The 5198-nt window shown below is 59.3% G+C and carries 4 protein-coding genes and 1 pseudogene; all 5 read right to left on the bottom strand.

Features of this window, described 5'->3' with window-relative positions; genetic code table 11:
- Positions 1 to 320, bottom strand: a 320-nt coding sequence (locus CH256_RS07265; protein ID WP_143536531.1) for a hypothetical protein, incomplete at its 3' end; no start/stop codon positions are given.
- Positions 313 to 1068 (bottom strand): hypothetical protein, encoded by a 756-nt coding sequence (locus CH256_RS28495; protein ID WP_230594394.1) that lies wholly within the window; start codon positions 1066 to 1068, stop codon positions 313 to 315. The genes CH256_RS07265 and CH256_RS28495, both read right to left, overlap by 8 nt.
- Before the next feature lie 294 nt (positions 1069 to 1362).
- A pseudogene (locus tag CH256_RS28950) lies at positions 1363 to 1719 on the bottom strand (site-specific integrase); the annotation flags it as partial.
- A gap of 205 nt (positions 1720 to 1924) precedes the next feature.
- Complete coding sequence (locus CH256_RS07255) at positions 1925 to 3829, bottom strand: hypothetical protein (protein ID WP_015586196.1); 1905 nt, start codon at positions 3827 to 3829, stop codon at positions 1925 to 1927.
- Between the two features lie 752 nt (positions 3830 to 4581).
- The coding region (locus CH256_RS07250) for a type 1 glutamine amidotransferase domain-containing protein (RefSeq protein WP_094669208.1) at positions 4582 to 5198 on the bottom strand (617 nt) is incomplete at its 5' end.

Here is a 5198-nt window from a genome sequence, read left to right as displayed (position 1 = left end):
GGCGGCTGTGGGAGATCGCCGAGGAACCTCAGGAAACGCTGCAGAGTGATCCACCCGTTGTCGGCACCCGAACGGGTGCGCACCTGACCCACCGGCCCGATTCGAGCCGCCCATGCGACAGCCAGATCGGCGTGAAGCTCAGGGCAGGGCAACCGCGCGAACGAATAGTGCGCTGTCCTGTTGTCCTCGCCGTAGAACCGCACAACCGGCGGGTCGCCTGCTGATTGCTCGGTGACATCGGGCTGGTAGTAGCCATCTGGATGCGGTGCCACGTGATGCAGTCCCGCACGGCGCACTTGGCCGTTGATCGGCTCAGACAACGCAATTGTCCGTGCCGGATAAGTCGGGGTCGACTCGCTTCTCGACAACGGTGGGCTCCCACCCGTCGGGGACCAACGCCACGCGCGTCTCCATCTCCAATTCCGAGAGGGTGTGCAGGTAGATCTGTGTCGTCTCGATCGAGCGATGCCCCAATCGAATGCGGATCCAGTTCAGCGGGTCGCCGAACACACGTTGGTACGTCTCGCGCTGAGGTCCCGACATCGGTGTCAGCTCCTTGATATGCCCGCGCCACAGTTGTTCGAGAGTGATCACGGCAAACGAATGCCGAAGCATGTGCGGATGACACCGGATCGGGACCTCGCGGCGCACACAGCGGCGGTTTGCTGTCTTGAACACTTCCTGCCACGCGGACGGCTTGCTCGGAAGACCGTCCTCGTTGATCCACAGGGCAATTGGCTCCAAGCCCTCGCGGCACTCGATGAAAGTACGGCGCCGCTCGTCGTGGGTGAGCTTGGCAGCGTCGACCCGTTCGCCGCCGATTCGAACGAACGGCCGAAGCCGATTGGCAACGATCAGCGGACTCCGAATCTGCTCGTACGCGCCGTTCGCCTGGGCCATCTCGATGGCTTCCGCCCGCTCTATCGCGATGTAGTTCCATACCTCGGTCAACGTCGACATCGGGAAGTAGATGTGGCGGGCCGATCCACCCTTGGCGATACTCCGCGGAAGCCACGATCGAACGTTCAACGTGCCCGCTACTGGGTGAGGGAATTCGAACACACTCAAGCTTGTCTGCTCGGACAACCGTAAACCGGTGCGAATCATCAGGTCGCAATAAGCCCCGTTCCGTGAGGCAAACCGTCCGCGGAACGCCGGATCCGGCAACCCTGCCATGTCGAAACCTCGGACACCTATATCGCGCCACCGCCGATACGTGGCCGGTGGGAGCCACGCGACGTCATTGACTCGGCCCCTGTGCGATGACTCTGCCGGTGTTTGACCGCGGGGTCTCCGTGGATCTCGGCTGCGAGATAGGCGCTGCACGAACGGGTTACATGCGGCGTGCCCGCGTACGACTGCCCAGCGATAGAACTGGTTCACCGTCGCTACCTCACGGTCCCACGTCGTAGCTTCTACTCGTGCGCCCGCCGGGTCGAGCAATCGCCAATGCTTGTACGCATCACGATCGCCTGGCGTTGCATCAGTCCATGATCTCTGGGATCGGTTGTCCCATAGGAATTTCAGGAACCGTTTCAGGTCGTACGCATACGCTGCCTGGGTGGTCGGCGGTGCGTTGATCAACTCCGTGGTGAAAAAGTCGTTCAGGCGTACGTCGTATCGTCCGGACGGATCGATCAGGTACGGAGTGCCATCCGGCGTTTTGCCGGTGTGAGGCAATCTGTCGAGATCCTCCGATTCAGCCCCCGGGTCGTTCACTGACCGAGGTATAGGCAACTGCTGACGAGTGAAAAACAGTCGCCAGCCCAATACGCCGGAACCCCCCGAATGCACAGCCGCAAGCTATCACCGATACCTGCGGACAAAGTTCAGAACCGCATAACGCCTCGATCACCAATGGTGCCCCGCCGACGCCGCCCAGCCCGTCGAGTAGCTACCGGAGCGGGGTGTTCGGGCTGGCCGATCAGTCTTGTTCTGTAATCGGTGTTTTCCGATGGGCAAGTGCGTTACTCATCAACGCATCCATCCATTCCCGTGTCATGTCCAAGCCTGAGTGGTTTTCCAGCAGTTCAGCGGCGGTAGCCGCCACCTTCTGTGAGAATAGAGCCAGAATGCTGATTGACTCGTGCGCCACCAGAGTCGTCACCACATTCAGTGCGTCACCACGCGCGCGTTGCAAGGCGTACGGCTCGTGAGCGTCGAGCTGCAAGTCCTTCAGGAGCTCTCTTGCGCCTTCCCAGTTAGGCTTTTTGTGGGCGTGCGCGTATGCGCCCAATACTCGATTCCAAGCCGACAGTCGACTCCACCCGGCGGTCTCTATCCACCGCTGGGGCTTGTTGTGTACGGATTTTTCAAGGCGCTGCGCTTTCTCCGGTTTCGTCCGGTGGACTCTTGATCGAGCGATTTGTTCGAGCGTGCATCGAAGCGAGGCCATCGCCCGGTCGTCGTCTTCCAACCACAGCCAGTATGCGGACCGCAACGTCGACGACACCAGAGCCAGTGGAGTCGATGCTGCTGGTAGCAGAGGACCGTTGCGTGTCCACAGAGCAGCAAGAGCTGCCAACTCGGCAACCACGATGTAGTTCGTCCCGCGCGAGGCCACCGAGTCAATGTTGAAATCGTCGCCTAGTTCGTCTCGCTCGGCGGCGAGGGCTCGTAGCGCAAACGATGCACTCGCCTGGCGATGAGCGCCGAAGGCTAAAGTCGCAAGCTCGTCGTCCCGATACAAGCGACCTGCGGGCCGATGATTCCAGGCCAGCGACTCGTACGTGGATCGTTGATCGTCTAGGTAGCGAACAAACACCGGCAAGAGGCCTTCATCGGGCGACAATGGCATGACTGTAGGCAATCTCGGCAGTACGAACGATGCCGAATAAGGGAGGGCATCATCTGGTGGTTCTTCACACGCGACGTCAGCCGACGGCCGTACGGCAAGGTTGATACTTGCTATCAACGTCACGGCGTCCTCGGGATCGCCCTGCCGATACAGGCCAGCAGCCGTCATGTACTGGATCTGGGTAAGGCTCAAGCTCAACGCGTCCGCTATGCAGTCCACCGCGCCGTATACGACACTTGGTACATCGAATCTGCTCAGGAGCGCGGCCGACTCCCACCACATGGCTTCCTCGAAGAGTCGCGCATGCATTATTTCGCTGAGAACGCCGTAGACGACGGCTGGGCATACTTCACGTCCGTTCGCCAGGACGACGTGCTTATGAGGTGCGGTTGGCTCCTCTGTGCTTGCGGAGCTGTCGTCGCCCTCGATATCTTGCGCAGTAGTCGGGTCTGCGTCGCCCTCGATGTTGGATGATTCCGGCGGTGCGCCAGGATTTGGCATGCGCTCGGCGTATGCGGTCCACGCACGCGCGATGAAGTCCTCCACTTTTTCAGACGGATGTTGCTCGACTCCGACGACAGGTGCCATGACCGCAGTCCATCGTTCGAGTTGTTGTCGGGCGATCGTGGCAGCGGCCACCACTTGTCCTGCGAGAAGCAGTCGGGTGGCCGCGACGCAGCTGTCCACTCCCCAACCGAGGTCGTGAGGCCATTTGCCATAATAGGCTGACGGTGCGCGATCCAAAGTGAGGTTCAGCTTGCGATGCGCGATATCCAGTATTGCTATCGGTGCCAGAAAAAGGATTGCTTCGAATCGGAATCCATCCGGCAGCTTCTCCGTGTTCTTCATCCTGACGTTGTGGCGCGCAATCAGAGTCTCGGCCAATCGATCGGGTCCAGATCCGCACATGCGCTCGTAATCGCGCACTTTGGTGCCGACTCGCCGTCCACGGTCATCTTTGCGCTTCGCTTTGCGTTCTGCGCTGCTCAGATGGTCCATATCGCCAGGCGACGGAATGCTTGCTCTGTCCATTCGTGCAGCCTACGAGGTCGAGCAATGCTAGGTCGCCGAATGCAGTCAGCCAGCTGTAGAGTGGTCCCAGCATGCACGACGCCTCCGGGGTGATTGAGGCGAGGTCTTGAATCGTTTTGGCCGGTGATCCGGGAAGTGCTATCGCAGGTATCGAAGCGGTCAATTCCGTAAGGTCTGCCGGGCAGCGGCGCGGCAGAATTGATGCGACAATAGGACTACTTAAAGTATCTGCCTTCTACTCTTCGCAGAGTTCGTTCTCATCGTTTGGAGGAATGGGTTGCTCAAGCGAAAAGGTGAATTACCTGCTATAATTGGTGGATGCCGGAAAAGCATCGGTAAATCTATTGAATGGAGGATCTATTTGAATCATGATAGATAAATTATACACCTTAGCGGCGATCATTGTTGCCGTGACAGAAGTAATTAAGGCAACAACGGGATTGGTTGTAGCAGCGTCTACATTGATCCCTTCGATATTAATGTTGATTTGCATTATTGCGGCGCTTTAATCGATGGAAAGACCCGTCACTCGACCTAGGGTGGCGGGTTTTCTGTATCTGTAATGTCGGTTTTCATGGTCGTGTTTTCGTTTCGGTCGGTCAGTGGTTAAGAATGCTGGTCGTGGCGACTTCGGCCAAGACGTCAATCCTGACAGACAGAATAGGCCTCTAAAATTCCAAATCCCACGCACGTTACAGCGTTCCGAGCAGTTCCATCCAGGGATAAAGCCGAGAGGTCAACCGGCCGGTGAACTAGCGAGTTCCTGAACGGGTAGTCGAACTGGAGTAGTTTGCGATCCGTTGGGTCAGCTGTTCTGCGACCGCCTCGGTGGAGGCGGGGTTCTGTCCGGTGATGAGCGTGTCGGTGATTTCGATGTGCTGCTGCCACGGGTGTCCTGCGGTGTACGTGCCGCCCCGGCGCTGGATTTCCTGCTCGACGGTGAAGGGGAGCGTGCCGAGCAGTCCTACATCGGCTTCCTCTTGGTCCGAGAAACTCGTCATCGTCAGGGCTGCATACGGCCACGTTGCTCCGGATGCTGTGTCGGCAAGCAACGCCGCAGTTCCATGGCAGACCGTCGCGATCGGGGTCCCCTCCCGTCGGAGCGCGCGGAGAAACTCTCCAACGTGAGAGTTCTTGTGCAGGTCCACCACTGGCCCGTAGCCGCCGGGCACAAAGATCCCGTCGACGGTAGAGGGGTCAACCGTTTCGAGCGCGGCCGGCGCGCGCAAATTTTCGCTCAGACCGGATAGGTACGTTCTGTACCCGTCAGGGTCTGGGCTGTGAGGGGCGTGCATGCTGTCGGGCTCGACGTGCGCAGCGCCGCCGCCGGGTGTCGCGATGATCGTCCGTATGTTTGCGGCCGTGAAGA

This window comes from Rhodococcus sp. 05-2254-6 (assembly GCF_002258565.1).
GTDB lineage: Bacteria > Actinomycetota > Actinomycetes > Mycobacteriales > Mycobacteriaceae > Rhodococcoides.
Note: the sequence above shows the minus strand (reverse complement) of the source record. Positions and strands in the feature narration are given on the sequence as shown.